The following is a 15588-nucleotide window of genomic DNA, read 5'->3' on the forward strand; positions in this document are numbered from 1 at the left end:
GCACGTCGTGGTGACGGGGCGGGGTCAGTCCTTGAGCCCGTCGTAGTGCGCGAGGCAGTCCGCGTACGACGGCAGGAGCCCCGCCCGTTCGGCCTCGGCCAGGGACGGTGCCCGCGCGTCCTTCGGCGACAGCACGGGGGAGATGTCCGCGGGCCAGACGATGCCCAGGTCCGCATCGAGCGGGTGCACCCCGTGCTCCCGCTCGGGCGCGTATCCGGTCGAGCACAGGTAGACCACCGTGGCGTCGTCGGTGAGGGCCAGGAAGGCGTGCCCGAGCCCCTCCGCGAGGAACACGGCGTGCCGGTCGACGTCGTCCAGCCGCACCGCCTCCCACCGGGCGAAGGTGGGGGAACCGACCCGCAGGTCCACCACCACGTCCAGGACGGCACCGCGCACACAAGTGACGTGCTTGGCCTGGCCGGGCGGCACGTCCGCGAAGTGCACCCCGCGCAGGACGCCCCGGCGCGAGACGGAGCAGTTGGCCTGCGCGAGCGCCAGGCCGTGGCCGGTCGCCTCGCGGAACTCCGCACCGCGGTACCACTCGTGGAAGCTGCCGCGTTCGTCCGGGAAGACCTGGGGCTCGAGGACCCAGCCACCCGCTATCTCCAGGGGCCGCATGCCGTTCGTCTCCTCCGTTCCCCGCCTGCTCTCCCCGTTTTTACGCACCCGCCGTCGCGCCGGCGGGTAGTGCCTCGGCAGGCAGCGTTGCCCGTCAAGGAGCGGCGTCCGGTGCGTGCTCTCGGTGTGCCGGCCGGAAGTCCTCGTACTGGATGTACTTGGGTTTTCGGCCGGTGCGGCGAGAGGGCGTGCCGGGCGTCGCGACGGGGCGAACGCTGCCTGTTGGGGCACTAGGTTCCGCGGCCCGCGACGGCTGCCCGCAGCGCCCGCCGCACCCTGCCCGCCAGCCGCCGCGCCGGACTGGGCCGCGGCACCGGCACCACCCGGGCCCCGCCCGTCCCGAAGCGCAGGGCGAACGGCAGCGGGTGGAAGCGGGGCGGCCCGGCGTCCGGGGCCAGACACAGCGCGGCCCGCCGGGTCCCGGCCACCTTGCCGACGGGCAGGGCGACCTCCAGCCCGGGGAGGGCAGGGCTCAGCGTGCCCGGTACCTCGACGGCGGCGCCGGCGCCGGTCAGCCGCAGCAGCACACCCGTGGCACGGGGCACGTACAGCGGCAGCACCATGCGCAGCCGCCCGCCCTCGACCGTGACGTCCCCGGGTGTGACGCGGCCGAGGCCGAGCCGCCGGCCCGCGCGACCGACGTCCAGGGCGAGGCTCGTGTGCGCGCGCGTCCAGTACGGCAGGACCACGAGCCCGTCCACGACCCCGGCGTACGGCGTCGGACGGGCCGTCCGCGCGGCCGGGCCCAGCCGGCACTCCTTGGTCCAGCCACCGAGCCTGACCCGCACGAAGGCGTCCCACAGACCGTCCCCCAGCGGACCACCGCTCGCCGCGCGAGCCGGATCTACGGTGGCCGTCACACGCAGCACCAGCCGCACGCGCGTGCCGTCGCCGACCGGAACCGTCTCCCGGGTGACCTCCACCGGCTGGAAGTACGGCGCGGCGCTGGATCTCTCCTTCAGTTGCAGATCGGCCGGGGCCCCGGCGAAGCGCTCGACGGCGTCCGCGCTCACCCACGTCACCGCTTCGGACACGTCCAAGGGAGGCTCACCGGGATAGAACGGGCCGGCGGGGAACTCCACCGGCCGCCCGTCCCGTACGAACTCGGCGCGGAAGCCGACCCTCAGCACCCCGTCCCGCCACTCCACGTCCTGCGGTTCCGCCCGCAGAGCGAGGGTGGCCTCCCACTCAGCGAAGGCCACGGCGTCGTCGAACCGGTCGGCGGCGGCCAGCGCGGCGACGACCCGCTGCGCGGGCGGCAGCCCCGCCGCCACGCCCGGCCCGAACCGCTCGACGACGACCCCGTGGATCTCCTCGAACAGCTCCTTGCGGTAGTCCTCGGGCAGGTTGAGGAAGCGCCGTCCGCGCAGCCGCTCGACCATCTCGACGCGCAGCCAGCGCCGGAAGAGTCTGTCCCGCAGCGGCCCCGGCTCGGTGTACCGCTCGACGACGTCGAGGGCCTCCCGGAGGTTCTTGAAGTAGCCCGCAGGTTCGAAGCGCCGGAAGCCCGCGTTGGACTCGTCGTCACGCTTGACGTGGTAGTAGCACACGTAGTCGCTCAGCACGGAGACGTTCTCCGCGCGCAGATACGCCTCCGCGACGAAGACGTGGTCCTCCAGCCGCCGCCTGCCCTCGGGAAAGCGCAGACCGATGCGCTCCAGGAACGCCCGGCGGACCATCTTGTGCGGGGTCAGGCTGTCGATCAGTGGCGCGTTCTCGACGCTCGCGCGCGGACGGTTCGTACGGAACAGCTCCACCGGCACGCCACGCCCCTTGCCGGCCATCTTCCCGACGACCACGTCGGCGCCGTTGGCCACGCCGTAGGCGTACATCCGCTCCAGGGCCTCGTCGCCGAGGTGGTCGTCGTTGTCCACGAACATCACGTACTCGCCCCGGGCCGCGGCGATGCCCACGTTGCGGGGCTTGCCCGACCAGCCGGAGTTCTCCTGGTGGACGACCCGGAAGCGGGGGTCCTCGGCCGCGAGCGCGTCGAGCCGGGCCGGCGTCTCGTCGGTGGAACCGTCGTCGACGAAGATCACTTCGTACGCGTCGGCAGGCATCGACTGCCGCAACAGCGACGCCACACAGTCCTCGATGTACGGCCCGGGGTTGTACACGGGAACGATGACGCTGACCTTGACCGGCATGGGCTCCTGGCCCCCTCGGGTCGGTTGCCGTGCGCGTGACTGCTGGGGCGCGCGCCTGGCCCGATGCTAACCCTGGGGGAGAAGATGTCCACCTTTTCGGCCACGGGGGAGGGAGTGGCCGGATCGCGACGCTGTGGCCGTGGCCCCTACCCTGGCCTCGTGCGTCTGCTCCTGATGTCCGACACCCACCTCCCCAAGCGCGCCCGGGAACTCCCCGCACCTCTGCTCGCCGCGCTCCCGCACGCCGACGTCGTGTTCCACGCCGGGGACTGGGTCGACACGGCCACTCTCGACCTGCTGGAGAGCCGCAGCCGACGGCTGATCGCGGTGTACGGCAACAACGACGGCCCCGAGCTGCGCGCCCGGCTGCCCGAGGTGGCGTACGCCGAGCTGGACGGGGTGCGCTTCGGCGCGATCCACGAGACCGGCCCCGCCCAGGGCCGTGAGGCCAGGTGTGCCACCCGTTTCCCCGACCTCGACGTGCTGGTCTTCGGCCACAGCCACATCCCCTGGGACACCGCCGCCCCGACCGGCCTGCGCCTGCTCAACCCCGGCTCACCGACCGACCGCCGCCGTCAGCCCCACTGCACGTACATGACCGCCACGCTGACCGACGGCCGCCTCACCGACGTGGAACTGCACCGGCTGCCGCCGCGCGTGCCAGGCCCCGCGTCTGCGGCATGATCCGCCGGACCCTGGCCCCGGAGGCACAGACAGGGGCCGGGCCGCTCCGGTTCCTCTCGCCCGGAAGCGGCCCGGCTTCGCGACTGGTGCCTTGTCAACGGACCTCCTTCCCCTGGGTGAGGGGTGGTCTGGAGCAGGCGGACCCGCCTGTTCCATTGAGGCGTGACTACCCCTCTCGGCCCGCCCCAATCCCTGGAACCGGGTGGAAACGCGGCGAATTCCGAAGAAGTACGGCGAGGCGAAAAGGCGAGGGGACGCGGCGAAATTCGGTGGACGCGCCGCCCCGGACCCGCTGGCATGATCCCCGTGCTGATCGACGCCTCTCTCGTCCGCCGTCTCCTCGCCGCCCAGTTCCCGCGCTGGGCGCACCTCCCCGTCGCCCCGGTCCCGCGGTCCGGCATGGACAACGCGACCTTCCGGCTCGGCGACGAGCTGTCCGTACGGCTGCCGCGCTATGCCCACTGGGCCGGCCAGGTCGAGCGCGAGCACCGCTGGCTGCCCCGCCTCGCCCCGCACCTGCCGCTGTCCGTCTCGGAGCCGGTGGCTCAGGGTGAACCCGGCGAGGGCTACCCGTACCCGTGGTCCGTGTACCGCTGGCTGGAGGGCGAGACGGCGACCACCGAGGACCTCGCCGACCCCGTCCGGACGGCACTCGACCTCGCCGGCTTCATCACCGCGCTCCAGGGCGTCGACGCCACCGGCGGGCCCGGCCCGGAGCAGAGCAACGCCTTCCGCGGTGTCCCGATGGGGGACGCCCGCGACTCCCTGGCCGCGGACGCCCGGGTCCGGCCCAAGATCGAGGCGCTGCGGAAGACGGGCCTCGTCGATGTCGAGGCGGTGACGGAGGTGTGGGAGGCGGCCCTTGCCGCGCCCGCCTGGCAGAAGCCCCCGGTGTGGATCCACGGCGACCTCGCGACCGGCAACCTCCTGGTCAGGGGCGGCCGGCTCAGCGCGGTCATCGACTTCGGGACGCTGGCCGTGGCCGACCCGGCGGTGGACCTGCTGCCCGCCTGGATGTTCCTCCCCGCCACGGCACTGCCCGCCTTCCGCGAGGCCGTAAACACCGACGACGCCACCTGGGCGCGCGGCAGGGGCTGGGCCCTCGCAGGATCACTCCCGGTGCCGGAGGACCCGTTCTTCCGCGAGGACCCGACCCGGGTCACGGCGGCGCTGCGCCATCTGGAGGCGGTCATCACGGACCATCGCCGCTACGGAGGGTGAGCGAGGGGGAGGGGAGGCCCGTCACGCGGCCCCGAAGAGATGGCGAAGGCGGGCTCTCTCAGCCAGGCCGCCCCTGGGGATGGATGGCCCCGTCCGTCACGGTGAGCGGGGTGCCGCTGCCGCCCCAGCGCAGGGCGACGATCTCGGCGGCCACGGACACGGCCACCTCCTCGGGCGTACGGGCGCCGAGGTCGAGCCCGACGGGGGAGCGCAGCCGGGACAGCTCGCGGTCCGTGAGGCCCGCCTCGACGAGCCGCTTCCTCCGGTCGTCGTGCGTACGGCGGCTGCCCATCGCGCCGATGTACGCGGCCGGCCGGCGCAGCGCCTCCTCCAGGAGCGGTACGTCGAACTTGGGGTCATGGGTGAGGACGCAGACGACCGTGCGCTCGTCGGTGTCCGTCTCCCGCAGATACCGGTGCGGCCACTCCACGACGACCTCCACGCCCGGCGGGAACCGCTTCGCCGTGGCGAAGACCGGGCGCGCGTCGCACACCGTGACCCGGTAGCCGAGGAAGTCACCGACGCGGACGACGGCCGCCGCGTAGTCGATCGCGCCGAAGACCAGCATGCGCGGCGGCGGCGCGAAGGAGTGCAGGAACACGGAGACGGCGTCCTCGCGCCGCTCCCCGTGCGGCCCGTAGTGCCGTACGCCCGTCGCACCCAGGGCCAGTTCGCCGCGCGCGTCCGCGGTGACCGCCACGTCCAGGCCGGCCGCGCCGAGCGTGCCGGCCACGCGATCCCGCCAGACGGCCAGGGCGGCACCGCGCGGGGCGGGACCGTCGAGCACCGTCGCCGCGGTCACCGGTTCACCCGCGGCGACCGACTCCGCGACCGCGCCGAAGGCCGGATCGCGCTCGGGCGTGACGGGGCGGACCAACAACGTGATCTCGCCGCCGCAGGTCAGCCCCACCGCGAAGGCGTCCTCGTCGCTGTACCCGAAGCTCTCCAGCCGGGCCTCCCCGCTCGCCACGACCTCCTGCGCGAGCTCGAACACCGCGCCCTCGACGCAGCCCCCGGACACACTCCCGGCCACCTCGCCGCCCGGCCCCACCGCCATTGCGGCCCCTGGATCACGCGGCGCGCTCCGACTCACCCCGACAACCGTGGCCAGCCCGAACGGGACACCTGCGCCGTACCACCCACCGAGCACCGCAAGAATCTCACGCATCCTCGTGGGCACCTCCAGACGAGGCCAGGAGACGAGACGAGCCTTGTGGTTACTCCTCGTCCGTGCCCTTCTCGGGCCTCGTCCGACCGACCTCCGCCGGAATTTCCTGCTGGGCGCGAATGTGCAGGACGTCGCCGATGAGCAGGTCATACACCAGCACGCCGATCACCCCGCCGATCAGCGGACCGACGATGGGGATCCACCAGTAACTGCTGAATGCCCCTGACAAAGTCCCCGGCATCGCCAGATCCTGCCAGCCTGCGGCCCATGTGAGCAGGCGTGGCCCGAGGTCACGGGCCGGGTTGATGGCGTAGCCGGCGTTCGCCCCGTACGACATGCCGATCGCCGCGACGGCGAATCCGACGATCAAGGGGCCGAGGTTCGCTTTGACGGCGGTGTTGCGCAAGTCGACGATTGCGACGATCAGCAGCACCAGGAACATGGTGCCGACGATCTGGTCGATCAGCGGTCCCCAGATGCCGCCGTTGAAGTACGGAGCGGGGAATGTCGCGAAGATGGAGAACGACGCGAGGGTGTGACCATTGGTCTTCGGCCCCTTCGAGGCGTCGTCGAAGGCGTTGATCGCGTCGTGGTAGACCCAGTAGACCAGCGCGGCGCCGGCGAAGGCACCGGCCAGCTGCGACAGCCAGAACGGGACGACCTTGGCCCAGGCGAACTTGCGGCGGACCGCGAACGCCAGGGTCACCGCCGGGTTGAGGTGTGCGCCGCTGACTCCTCCGGCCACGTACACGCCCATGACGACGGCCATGGCCCAGCCCCAGGTGATCAGCAGCCAGTCCCCGGCGGCCAGGAAGATGACGGTGGGTCCCTCCGTGCGACCGGACCCCGGCAGTGCCGCGACCGCCATGGCGACGACACCGCAACCGAATGAGATGAGAACAAACGTTCCAAGGAACTCTGACAGGCATTCGCCCCACAGACCTCCTCGGCGCCTGAGCCGAGAGGGTTTGATGAGAGGCGGGATCTCGACAGCCATGGGTCCTCCCAGACGCTCGTCCGGACTGCGCCGTAGCGCAGTTGATCCCTTTATGTAGACATTACGCCTGGCTCGTGATCTCGGCTCGGGGACGACGCCAGGCATCCGTGGAGGGCGGCTCGCCTCGCTTCAGGTCACGCAGCCGGGGAGTCCGGTCGTGCCAGGGGCCGCGCCCGGCCCGACCGCTCCAGCCGGGCGGCGAAGTTCATGACGCCGGGGTAGGCCATCCGGGTGCAGCGCCCCTGGCGGCACTACGGAGACGGCAGGCGAGCCGACTGAGCGGGTCGGACGGCGGTGCTGTGCCGGGCGCCGGACCCGGATACGGCACGCGCCGTCCTGATCCCGGACAGGACGCAGGATCTCGGGCCGTCGTGCGGCTACTTGAGCTCGGCAGCGGTGTAGTAGCCGCCGAGGACCAGAACGTAGTTGTAGTTGGCCTTGTCGACGCTCGTCGGCTGCAGCAGGTAGGCGGGCACGGGCTTGGCGCCGTTGTTGTAGGCCCTTCTGCTGTTCACCCTCGGCGGCCTGTTGTTGAGTATGTCGTCGACCATGTTTGCGGCGACCTCGCCGAGCTGGCGGAGGTCCTTGTAGACGGTCTGCGACTGCTGTCCCGCGATGATCGACTTCACCGAGGCCAGTTCGGCGTCCTGACCGGTGATGATCGGGAGGGGCTTGCCGGCGGAGCCGTAGCCGTACGACTTCAGCGCGGACAGGATGCCGATGGAGATGCCGTCGTACGGCGACAGGACCGCGTCGACCGTCCTGCTGCTGTACGACTTGGCAAGGAGGCTGTTCATGCGCTTCCGCGCGGTGGGGCCGTCCCAGCGCAGGGTGGTGACCTCCTTGAGCGCGGTCTGGCCGGACCGGACGACCAACTGCTTGCTGTCCAGGTAGGGCTGCAGGAGGTGCATCGAGCCGTCGAAGAAGTACTTGGTGTTGTTGTCGTCGGGAGAGCCTGCGAACAGCTCGATGTTGAAGGGGCCCTTGCCGTCCTCCAGGCCGAGCTTCTCGACGATGTAGCGGGCCTGGAGCCGGCCGACCTGCTCGTTGTCGAAGGAGACGTAGTAGTCGACGTTCTTGGTGCCGAGGATGAGCCGGTCGTAGGAGATCACCGGGATGTCCGCGTCGGCGGCCTGTTTGAGCACGTCGTTCAGCGACTTGTTGTCGATGGCCGCGATGATCAGCGCATCGACGCCCTGCTTGACCAGGTCCTCGATCTGTGAGACCTGGGTCTTCGGGTCGTCCTCGCCGTAGACCAGCTTGGTCTCGTACCCCTTGCCCTGCAGATCCTTGACGATGCTCTTGCCGTCGGTGAGCCAGCGCTCGGACGCCTGGGTCGGCATGGCGATGCCGATGGTGCGGCCCTTGGAGCTGCTCTCGCTGTTCTTCCCACAGGCGGACAGGGGGAGGGCGAGGGAAGCGGCTCCGGCGATGGTGGCGAGGGCGGCTCTTCGGGTACGCATGGTGATTCGTTCCTTGTTCTTCTCGTCGTTGAGAGTGTGACCCGCTCCCTGGTGGTCTCCCGGGGGGCAGGTCCCGCAGATGGGCGCCGTAGGGGTAGCTCCCGGGCGCCGTGAACAGACCGAACGGTGCATATGTTTCAGGGCGAGTGGACGGCCGGCGGATCGCGCTGAAGTGAGGGAGGGTCGGGTCGCCCGGCACATTGCTCGAGTCGGTGCCCGGGCGCCGCGGTGTCCCGCGGATCGCCGACGCTCGTGACCCCTTCGCCGGTGTGCAGCCGTACGTACGTCAGGCTGCGCCACGGCGTTCCGGCCACGTGTGTGCTGAGTCCGGTGATGCGCAGGGCACTCGCCTCTCAGCCGTTCGAAATTTCGTCACACGGTCGGAACGCTGGCGCGACACTAAGAGGGGGTGCGCGGGGTGTCAACGGGGTGAACGGGAACGATTACAGAACGGTATGGGCCCCACCCCCTTAACGTGCTAATAGCATGCGAAAGGGTGGGGCCCTGACTCGTGAGGCGGGCGCCTCGGCGGACTACTCGGTGGCGGACCTGCGGCGGCGCATCCACCACACCAGGCCCGCACCGGCGGCGAACACAGCGGCGGCGATGCCCGTGATCAGGCCGACGGGGGTGTCGGATCCGGTGTGGGCGAGGTCGCCGTCGGGGTCCTTCGGGGTCTCGGTGGGTGCCGGCGTGTGGCCGCCGGAGTGGCCGGCCGACGGCTGGGGTGTCGGGGTCCCACTGGGGGTGGGCTGCCCGGTCGGCTGCGGGGACGTCGGGGTCGGGGTCGGGGTCGGGGACGGGTCGGTTCCGCCTCCGCCACTGGTGTCGCCGGAGGAGTCACCCCCGAGGTAGAGGGTGTCGGTGTCCCGGTAGGAGGTGTCGTCCGACTGCATGGACGTCCGGGTGGTCGTGTCCAGGGTGCGGTTCTCGACGTTGAAGCGGACGCGGCTGATGTTCTGCTCCGGTTGCTTGGAGAAGTCGACGCCGCCGACGATGTACACCTGGACACCGTGGTCGGTGTCGATCTGGTAGGTGAACTCGCCGTTGATGTAGATCTTCCGGTAGCGCTGGAACAGTTCGTTCTTGTCCCAGTTCTGGTTGGGGGCGCGCAGCGGCCACCGCTTCACGTCATTGCTGTCGATGATCGACCGGAAGTCGGTCGCCTTCTTCGCGTCCTGCTGCCGGATGTACTCCGCGGCGATGCGGGAGGTGTAGACGCGGCGCAGGTCGGCGTACTGCGGGGCCGTGTTGATGGTCTTCTCGACCTCGGGCACGATCATCGAGTCGATGACCTTCTGCGCGGCCTTGATCTCCGCCTCGTCGGGGTCGCAGATCGGCTCCCCGGGGCCCTGGGTGACGGTCTTCTGTGCGGTCGACTTCAGCGCCAGCGGGGCGTCCAGGATGTAGATGCCGCCGTCCTGCTCGCGCACCGTGGCGGGCTTGGGCTCGATCCAGTTCCGCAGGCCCGGCATGCACGGGTAGCCGTTCTCCTTGGGCAGGGCCGCCCAGTACCGCTTGCCGAGGTCGGTCTTGGGGTCCATGGCCTTGTAGAAGTCGTGCTTCATCTGAAGGTCGGCTTCCAGCAGGACCCGGCCGGCGTCGGTGGAGGCGAACGTGGAGTCCATGATGCGGTCGGGCTCGTCGGGGTTCAGGTTGACCCAGAACTTGTCCGGCGTCAGCGCCAGCCACGTGAACATCGCGTCGGACGCGAGCTGCATCTTCGACTGCCCGCCCCAGCTGGGGTTCTCGTCCGGGTCGGGCGTCATGTCGGCCTTCATGGAGTACTGCATGCCCTTGCCCTTGGCCAGGCCGCCGACGTAGCGCAGTTCCAAGGTGGTGAAGTCCACGCCGCCCGGGCCGCCGCGCGGGAGGGTGCCGCGGGTGTCGAGACGGCGGGCTTCGGCCTGGATCTGCTTGGCTTCGTTCAGGGTGCGGCCCGACCCGTTGACACGGTCGTTGAGCGGCCCGCGGGTGCCGCAGTTGCTCGCAGCCGCGAGCCGTACCTGTCCAGCCGGTCCGCCCTGGCAGCCGGGCGCGAACCACGTGTCGTAGCGGGAGTAACCGCGGATCGGCTTGGTCTGCGGGATCGCGTTGTACTGGCGCTGGAAGCCGCGGACCTGGTTCGTCTTGCCCGGCCGCATCTGCTCGACCTCACGGTTGAACGCGTCGATCTTGTCGCGCTGGCCCTTGGTGAAGTTCTTCGCGCCGGTGTATCGGAAGGTGTGGTCGGGCAGGGACTTCGCGACGATCCGGTCCTGAGCGAGCTGGCCGTTCCTCAGCAAGCTGTTGGACTTGAACTCGTTGAATTCCTTGGTGGCCTTGTTGTACGCGTCGTACTTGCGCCACCCGATCCGCTTGCCGTTCTCGTCGAAGATGTCGACGTAGACCTCACACAGCCAGTCCGGACCGATGAGCTGGAAGTCCTTGACCAGACGGCTCTCGAACGAGGCTCCCTTGTTGAGGTTGATCTCGTTGCGGATGTACGTCTTGTCGAACCAGCGCTCGAAGCTCTGCGTGCGCGACTTGGACAGGTAACGAGCGTAGATCTCCATCGCCTTGTCGGCGGGATTCCCCGACGCCTTGGCCTGCGCCTCCCACGCGTCGACGTTCTTCTCCGGATCCGGGTCCTTGGACAGCGCCTTGGTCTTCTCCGCCGCCGTGGGAGCCTTCAGTCCGTCGAACGCCTTACCCGGCAACGGGTAGTTGAAGTTCTTCGGGTCCCCGTTCCACTTGTCGAAGTTGGTTCCGGCGCTCGTGGGGAAGCCGGAGTTCGACGGGGTCTTGTCGTATGTCTTCCCCAGGTGCTTGGTGTCGCACCGCTTCCCGGTCCCCGACCTCAGCTTGGCCGACGTGGGAACAGCGGATGCGTCCTCGACCGGGACGCCGGGCAGCCCGGTGAGGGTGATGGCCCCGGCCAGACCGAGGGCGGCCGTGAAGCGGGCGACCAGCCGCCACCGTTTCGGTATGTGCAGCACTCTGTTCAAATCTGTCTTCCCTCGCTGTGGGGGGCGTTGAGGGGGGTGTGGGGCGGCGCATGAGGCCCCCGTGACGTGAGCGCCGCCCGCCCTCACCCTAGACCTCCACGCCGACAGATAAGAAGGAGATAAGGCCGTGTCGTCAAGTCAACCCGCTTGAGGCAGTGCGTAGTTGTCAGTCGCCCGGGATGAACAGCCGCTCCATGCGGCGGGTGTAGGTCTCGGTGTGCCGGACCCGGAACACGCTCACCTCGGGCTGGGGCCAGGGCCAGGGGTCGGCCTCCCCCAGGGCCAGGGACACGAAGTCGGCCCACTCCACCTCTTCGGGTTCGGCGTCCAGGTCGACGTCGATGTCCTCCAGCATCTGATCCGTGATCCCGAGCGTGGCGGCAACGGCGTGAGGGTCGCCGGTCAGCTCCCACGGGTCCATACCGGGCCAGCCGGAGGCGTGGAACATGGCACCGTCCGGCAGCCACACGACGTCCTCGGTGTGGGACTCGCCGCAGTCGACCTCCACCCGCCCGACGATCCGCGCATCCGGATACCGCTCCCGCAGCCTGCCCACCTCATACAGCAGCGGCGTGTTGTTGCCGTTGTCGGCCAGCGCGGGGTCACTGATTCCCAGCACGTTCCCCCACGCCCCGGCCAGGATCACATCGAGATCCGCCCGCTCCGACGGATACAGCACCTCACTCGCGGGCCTTACGCCCAGCTCCTCCAACACCTCATCAACCGCGCCGAAGGACCGGGCGAACTCGCGTGCCCGGGCAGGGTCGTTGCCTGGCAGGCCCCGGGCGTCCACCTCGAAAGGGGGCTGAAGGACCGTGATGTCACAGCGGCCCATCCCGCCGTGCACCATGCGATCCGGCGGCGAAGTCCAATAGTTGTCGCTGTCGCTCATGCCACACACCGTATGGGCGTCCCCGGCGGCCGTGCTGCCGCGACCCGCAACTCGCGGGCGCGGCAATCCCTTCGCAAAGCGGGTTTCCGGAGCACGGTACGTCTTACATGATCACGTCGGCAGAGCTCGTGCGGAAACAGTGTGGAGGGATCGACGTGAGACGTCGATGGGTGAAGGTCCTGGCGGTCACGGTGGCGGTGTTCGCCGTGCTTTTCACGGTTGCCGACCGGGTGGCCGTGCACTATGCGAACCAGGAGGCCGCGCAGCTGGCGAAGGAGAAGTACGGCTACGGGAACACCACCGACGGATACCTGGACGTGGGGATCGAGGGCTTCCCGTTCCTGACCCAGGCGGCGAGCCGGGACTTCAGCCACGTCACGTTGACCGCGGGAAGGTTCTACGTCGACACCACCACCAACGCGCAGGGCGGCTATCTGCACATAGACCGTCTCCGTCTCGACCTGCGCGACGTGAAGGTGACATCGCTGACCGCGCGCAGCGCCGAGGCGAATCTCGCCACCGGGACCCTGACCCTTTCCTACAAGGAACTGTCCGGGGTGGTGACGCGGCTGGCGGGCGGCGGGCCGTTGCGCGTCTCCCAGGCCCCGGGGTCGGACGGTCAGGCTGCCCGGGTGAAGGTGTCGGGCACGGCGGGCGGGAGGGCGTTGGACAGTACCGGAACGCTCCTGGCGCAGGGCACAGAGCTCTCCCTGACCGTTCCCGGCGCCGAACGGGCCACGACCGCGTGGCGGGTCGGTCTCCCGGAGGGGGTCGGCTTCACCGCCGCGCGGGCCACCGCGAACGGCGTCGAGATCAGCCTCGTCGGCCACCAGGTCACTCTGGGCTCTTCACGCTTCGGAGCCTGAACGGCGTACCGACCGGACCAGCACGCCCACGATCGACGCCCAGATCGCGCTGGCGCGCGCCCAACGGGGAGCCCTGGAACGCCGGTTGACCAGGATGAGGGAGACGGCCACCACCAGGCTTCCGTCCACAACCCCGGTGGAGGAGACGGTCGGAAGGCGGGATTGGTTTCGGGGCGGGTTCTCGGGCAACCCGTCCGCCGAAGCGACAGCAAGGAGACCTGCCATGGGCATCATCGCGTGGATAGTCATCGGTCTGCTCGCCGGGGCCATTGCCAAGGCGCTCATGCCGGGCAAGGACCCGGGCGGCATCATCATCACCATGCTCATCGGCATCGCCGGAGGGCTGCTCGGAGGCTTCCTCGGCAAGGTGATCTTCGGAGTCGACTCGATCGACGGCTTCTTCGACCTGTCCACCTGGGTCGCGGCCATCGTCGGGTCCGTGATCCTCCTCGCGCTGTACCGCCTGATCGCCAACCGCGGGCACGGGCGTGGGCACCGGCACGTTCACGCATAGCCGCAACAGTGACTGACATCCGCGAGCGCCCCCGTCCTCGGACGGGGGCGCTCGCCCGTCCGGCGTACCGCACAAGGGGAGCCCGCACGACTTCGAACTTACTCGTGAGTCAGTGGTGTTGACGCTGTCCTGAAATCACCGGACTGTAGTGGACATGACGAAAATCCGGGCTCGTCTCCTCGTTGTTCTGGTTGTCCTCAGCGGATTCCTGACGGTGGCGGGCCCCGGCCCCGCCACCGCCGCCCCTCTCCCCGCCTCCCTCTGGTTCGACGGCACACCCCTGACCGTGTCCAACGGCCGCTTCACCGACGGCCAGGGCCGCGAGGTCGTCCTGCGCGGCTACAACGTCTCCGGCGAGACCAAGCTGGAGGAGAACGGCGGCCTGCCCTTCGCCTCGGTCGCCGACGCGAAGAAGTCGGCGACCGCGCTGCGCGCCCTCGGCGGCGGCAACTCCGTGCGCTTCCTGCTCTCCTGGGCCCACGCCGAACCCGCGCGCGGCCAGGTCGACACCGCCTACCTGGCCGCCGCCACCGACCAGATGCGCGCCTTCCTCGACGCCGGCATCCGCGTCTACCCCGACTTCCACCAGGACCTCTACTCCCGCCACCTCTTCGACCCCGACAGCTGGTACACCGGCGACGGCGCCCCCAAGTGGGCCGTGGACGCCGGGAACTACCCCGACGAGTCGTGCGGGATCTGCCTGTTCTGGGGACAGAACATCACCCAGAACGAGGCGGTCAAGCGGGCGTCGTACGACTTCTGGCACAACGCGCACGGCCTCCAGGACGCCTTCCTCACCACCGCCCAGCAGACCATGGCGTACGTCGAACAGCACCTGTCCGCCGAGCAGTTCGCGGGCGTCGTCGGCTTCGACCCCTACAACGAGCCGCACGCAGGCGTCTACGACTCGGGGCAGACCAGCCGCACCTGGGAGCGGGACGTGCTGTGGCCCTTCTACGTGAAGTTCCGGGCCCGGATGGACGCGGCCGGCTGGCAGGACAAGCCCGCGTTCGTCGAGCCGAACCTCTTCTGGAACTCCAACATCGACTTCCAGAAGCAGGAGGGCGGCCTGCTGGACGCGGGCACGCTCGGCCCGCGCTACGTCTTCAACACCCACTTCTACGACCAGAAGGCCATCTCCGGCGTCTTCATGTGGGGCAAGGCGGCCGACGGGCAGTACGCGGGCGACTTCGGGACCGTCCGTGACCGCGCCGCCGCGACCCGCACCCCGGCCGTCGTCAGCGAGTTCGGACACCCGCTCGCCGGGACCGTCTCAGACAAGGCCCCGACCGTGCTGAAGGCGATGTACCAGGCGCTGGACTCCCGCCTCCCGGGCTCCACCTGGTGGACGAAGACGGCGACCAGCGGACCGGTGCTGTCGGGCTCGCAGTGGCAGTGGGACATCTACAACGGCCGCCACCACGAGCTGATGAACGGCAACCCCGACAAGGTGCTCACCTCCGGCGACGCCTGGAACGACGAGGACCTCTCCGCCGTACGCCTCGACGACTCGGGCAAGGCGGCCCTGCGGCAGGACGCCCGGCTCCTGGACCGCGTCTACCCGAGCGCCACATCCGGCACGACCGTCGCCTTCACCTACGAGGACCGCTCCCGCGACGGCTCCAGCACCCTGACCTGGAACCCGGTCCCCAGCTCCCTGCCGAACGTGGCACGACTGGTCGGCTCCGGGCAGTACGGCCTGCAGCTGTGGCGGTCGGGCAGCGGCTCGGCGCCCACCGAACTGCACCTCCCGGCGTCCTTCCCGACCTCGACGACGACCGTCGTCTCCGACCTGGGCACGGCGTACGCCCCGCCGGCGTACACGAACACGACCCCGGTCGCGGTGGGGCCGGAGCCCGGCGGCACCGGCAGCCGCCGACTGCTGCTCACCGACTCCGACGCGGGCGTCCTGCACTACGCGCTGGTGACCAACGGGGCGACGGCACCGTCCGCCGACCTGCTGGCCGCGGCCCGCGCCGAGCTGACGGCCTGGGCGGCCAAGACCGGCGGCTGAGCACGCTTGACCCTCCC

At 70.1% G+C, this 15588-nt stretch carries 12 protein-coding genes; 5 read left to right on the forward strand and 7 right to left on the reverse strand.

The window, feature by feature from the left end:
* Positions 1-24: 24 nt before the first annotated feature.
* Together rfbC and ACFYWX_RS22840 are read right to left on the reverse strand one after the other, a co-directional pair.
* A complete protein-coding gene (gene rfbC / locus ACFYWX_RS22835; protein ID WP_389425905.1) occupies positions 25-618 on the reverse strand; it encodes a dTDP-4-dehydrorhamnose 3,5-epimerase in 594 nt (197 codons plus the stop codon).
* Positions 619-848: 230 nt separating this feature from the next.
* Positions 849-2765 carry a glycosyltransferase gene (locus ACFYWX_RS22840; protein ID WP_389425906.1) on the reverse strand — a complete coding sequence of 639 codons (1917 nt, stop codon included), beginning with the start codon at positions 2763-2765 and terminating at the stop codon, positions 849-851.
* Positions 2766-2924: 159 nt separating this feature from the next.
* Between ACFYWX_RS22840 and ACFYWX_RS22845 the strand changes: the two genes are divergently transcribed.
* Positions 2925-3449, forward strand: coding sequence for a metallophosphoesterase family protein (locus ACFYWX_RS22845; RefSeq protein WP_389425907.1), 525 nt, complete (start codon positions 2925-2927; stop codon positions 3447-3449).
* 297 nt (positions 3450-3746) lie between these two features.
* Complete coding sequence (locus ACFYWX_RS22850) at positions 3747-4670, forward strand: aminoglycoside phosphotransferase family protein (RefSeq protein WP_389425908.1); 924 nt, start codon at positions 3747-3749, stop codon at positions 4668-4670.
* A 58-nt stretch (positions 4671-4728) separates the two neighbouring features.
* Here ACFYWX_RS22850 and ACFYWX_RS22855 read toward each other — a convergent pair whose 3' ends face one another.
* The 5 genes from ACFYWX_RS22855 to ACFYWX_RS22875 all read right to left on the reverse strand — a co-directional run bounded on the left by ACFYWX_RS22855 (position 4729) and on the right by ACFYWX_RS22875 (position 12177).
* Positions 4729-5838, reverse strand: a complete 1110-nt coding sequence (locus ACFYWX_RS22855; RefSeq protein ID WP_389425909.1) for an XdhC family protein — start codon at positions 5836-5838, stop codon at positions 4729-4731.
* Between the two features lie 49 nt (positions 5839-5887).
* A complete protein-coding gene (locus tag ACFYWX_RS22860) occupies positions 5888-6835 on the reverse strand; it encodes an MIP/aquaporin family protein (protein ID WP_389426092.1) in 948 nt (315 codons plus the stop codon).
* 377 nt (positions 6836-7212) lie between these two features.
* The gene (gene chvE, locus ACFYWX_RS22865) at positions 7213-8298 is read right to left on the reverse strand and encodes a multiple monosaccharide ABC transporter substrate-binding protein (protein ID WP_389425910.1); all 1086 of its coding nucleotides are present in this window, start codon (positions 8296-8298) and stop codon (positions 7213-7215) included.
* A 533-nt stretch (positions 8299-8831) separates the two neighbouring features.
* Positions 8832-11276 carry an LAETG motif-containing sortase-dependent surface protein gene (locus ACFYWX_RS22870; protein ID WP_389426093.1) on the reverse strand — a complete coding sequence of 815 codons (2445 nt, stop codon included), beginning with the start codon at positions 11274-11276 and terminating at the stop codon, positions 8832-8834.
* 175 nt (positions 11277-11451) lie between these two features.
* The gene (locus tag ACFYWX_RS22875) at positions 11452-12177 is read right to left on the reverse strand and encodes a DUF6333 family protein (RefSeq protein WP_389425911.1); all 726 of its coding nucleotides are present in this window, start codon (positions 12175-12177) and stop codon (positions 11452-11454) included.
* A gap of 155 nt (positions 12178-12332) precedes the next feature.
* Between ACFYWX_RS22875 and ACFYWX_RS22880 the strand changes: the two genes are divergently transcribed.
* The 3 genes from ACFYWX_RS22880 (at position 12333) to ACFYWX_RS22890 (ending at position 15571) form a co-directional block, all read left to right on the forward strand.
* Positions 12333-13043, forward strand: coding sequence for a DUF2993 domain-containing protein (locus ACFYWX_RS22880; RefSeq protein WP_389425912.1), 711 nt, complete (start codon positions 12333-12335; stop codon positions 13041-13043).
* A 223-nt stretch (positions 13044-13266) separates the two neighbouring features.
* The gene (locus ACFYWX_RS22885) at positions 13267-13557 is read left to right on the forward strand and encodes a GlsB/YeaQ/YmgE family stress response membrane protein (protein ID WP_389425913.1); all 291 of its coding nucleotides are present in this window, start codon (positions 13267-13269) and stop codon (positions 13555-13557) included.
* A 154-nt stretch (positions 13558-13711) separates the two neighbouring features.
* The gene (locus ACFYWX_RS22890) at positions 13712-15571 is read left to right on the forward strand and encodes an endoglycosylceramidase (protein WP_389425914.1); all 1860 of its coding nucleotides are present in this window, start codon (positions 13712-13714) and stop codon (positions 15569-15571) included.
* Positions 15572-15588: the final 17 nt, after the last annotated feature.

It is taken from the genome of Streptomyces sp. NPDC002888 (genome assembly GCF_042888465.1).
Lineage (GTDB): Bacteria > Actinomycetota > Actinomycetes > Streptomycetales > Streptomycetaceae > Streptomyces.

Coding starts and splice junctions, on each gene's coding strand:
- rfbC (WP_389425905.1), bottom strand. CDS start 618: ATGCGGCCCCTGGAGATAGCGGGTGGCTGGGTCCTCGAGCCCCAGGTC.
- ACFYWX_RS22840 (WP_389425906.1), bottom strand. CDS start 2,765: ATGCCGGTCAAGGTCAGCGTCATCGTTCCCGTGTACAACCCCGGGCCG.
- ACFYWX_RS22850 (WP_389425908.1), top strand. CDS start 3,747: ATGATCCCCGTGCTGATCGACGCCTCTCTCGTCCGCCGTCTCCTCGCC.
- ACFYWX_RS22855 (WP_389425909.1), bottom strand. CDS start 5,838: ATGCGTGAGATTCTTGCGGTGCTCGGTGGGTGGTACGGCGCAGGTGTC.
- ACFYWX_RS22860 (WP_389426092.1), bottom strand. CDS start 6,835: ATGGCTGTCGAGATCCCGCCTCTCATCAAACCCTCTCGGCTCAGGCGC.
- chvE (WP_389425910.1), bottom strand. CDS start 8,298: ATGCGTACCCGAAGAGCCGCCCTCGCCACCATCGCCGGAGCCGCTTCC.
- ACFYWX_RS22875 (WP_389425911.1), bottom strand. CDS start 12,177: ATGAGCGACAGCGACAACTATTGGACTTCGCCGCCGGATCGCATGGTG.
- ACFYWX_RS22885 (WP_389425913.1), top strand. CDS start 13,267: ATGGGCATCATCGCGTGGATAGTCATCGGTCTGCTCGCCGGGGCCATT.
- ACFYWX_RS22890 (WP_389425914.1), top strand. CDS start 13,712: ATGACGAAAATCCGGGCTCGTCTCCTCGTTGTTCTGGTTGTCCTCAGC.